2 protein-coding genes are annotated in these 1,430 nt (G+C 33.0%); both read right to left on the bottom strand.

Going from position 1 to position 1,430, the window contains the following annotated elements; genetic code table 11:
• Positions 1–220 (bottom strand): hypothetical protein (locus ACQR30_RS13535; RefSeq protein WP_429736002.1); only part of this gene is annotated, 220 nt, incomplete at its 3' end.
• Between the two features lie 1,019 nt (positions 221–1,239).
• The coding region (locus tag ACQR30_RS13530) for a hypothetical protein (RefSeq protein WP_429736000.1) at positions 1,240–1,430 on the bottom strand (191 nt) is incomplete at its 5' end.

Raw genomic sequence — 1,430 nt, 5'->3', positions numbered from 1 at the left:
CAAATTTTTCTACACAGCCAAATTTCTCCATTTTTTCACCATGATTTAGGGCTGGAGTAGAGCTTTCCAATGACATATAACTTGCTATACAACATCCAGAAATTTCATAGGTAATCATAAGAAAAATGAAGGCTCCAAAAATTTTCCGTTTTTGCGCGCACTGACAAATAGTCATCCACTTTTTTCTGGATACGCCCGTTTGGAAATCTGAGTAGGCCATATCGTAGCTGGTTGTTAGCTGCACCGGAAACTATTTCGAAACTTATAGATACCCTAGAAAAATCATGAGTTGGTCCGTACAAGAAGTTGACTCAAAAGGTCTTATTTTGAGTTGGAGTTAGGAAAAAACAGGATCTAGGCGTTACTGTTGGCACAAATTTCAAGCCAAAAAGACTGTGTATGGTAAAACTCGTAATTTTGAGTTGACTCCCACGAAAAAGTTTGCGAAAACACATAATCCAGAAGCTTAATTTGTCTCCGAAGTTTTTGTGGACTTTAAATTTTTTAATGTTTGCAAATTTAGGCCCATTTGGCTAATTATTGGCAATATCCAGAACATGTTTGTACTTTTCTGAACGCCCAGAGTCTGGGCTTTCAATCGGTATATAAATTATAGCAGAAACCCGTAAATTTTACTATGATTTGAGTAAAAACATTAGTGCACAGTTTAAAGGATGCTTGTTTTTGAACCAAACTATTGACGTAGGCGTGTTATTTCAATAAAAGTTAAAAAGTTGCATATGCCAATTGAAAGACCACTTGATTTTGAACCAAGAAGACCAAAACAGAAACATTGAATATCCATATAATTATCTTACAAGTAAGCAAAATTTGTTACTCAAACACAGTCAAAAGTTTGTTTATTTTGTTGGCGGACTTTGTTTCGAGATTTTGTTATCAAAATTCGGTAATTTTAAATTGATTTTTAGACATTACTGATACAAAATTTAACGGACTTTAATGCTGTAAACATAAATTTATAAAATAACCTGAATACATTGTGTAAAAATGGCTAATTTGGTCCAAAAAGATCAGTCTTTAAACGCTGTCTTTCATACATTAAGGTAAAGTATAATTAAAATTTCAAACATTTATGCTCGATAGTACATCAACAGAAAGCCATGACTCTGCGCTATTATTTAACACTAAAATGTCTAGAATTATGCTCAAAAAACAAGAAAATTTGGATCAAAAATAAGCACTGGACTAAGTTGTTTTTGCCAAACTCGAAGTCCGGCACTAATTGAACTTATCTAACCGGTGTTTTCGGATATTTAAAAAATAAACAAGCTCTAAATAAATCGCTCTACATGTATTGTAAGCTAAAATTCCAATAAAATGTAATTTTGAATAGATTTGGTACAAATATTCCCAACTCCTGCCCAAAATAAGACCTTTTGAGTCAACTTCTTGTACGGACCAACTCATGA

Source organism: Arachidicoccus sp. (assembly GCF_050436765.1).
Lineage (GTDB): Bacteria > Bacteroidota > Bacteroidia > Chitinophagales > Chitinophagaceae > Arachidicoccus.
The sequence above is the reverse complement of the archived record's forward strand: the minus strand, read 5'-3'. Positions and strand labels throughout refer to the sequence as shown.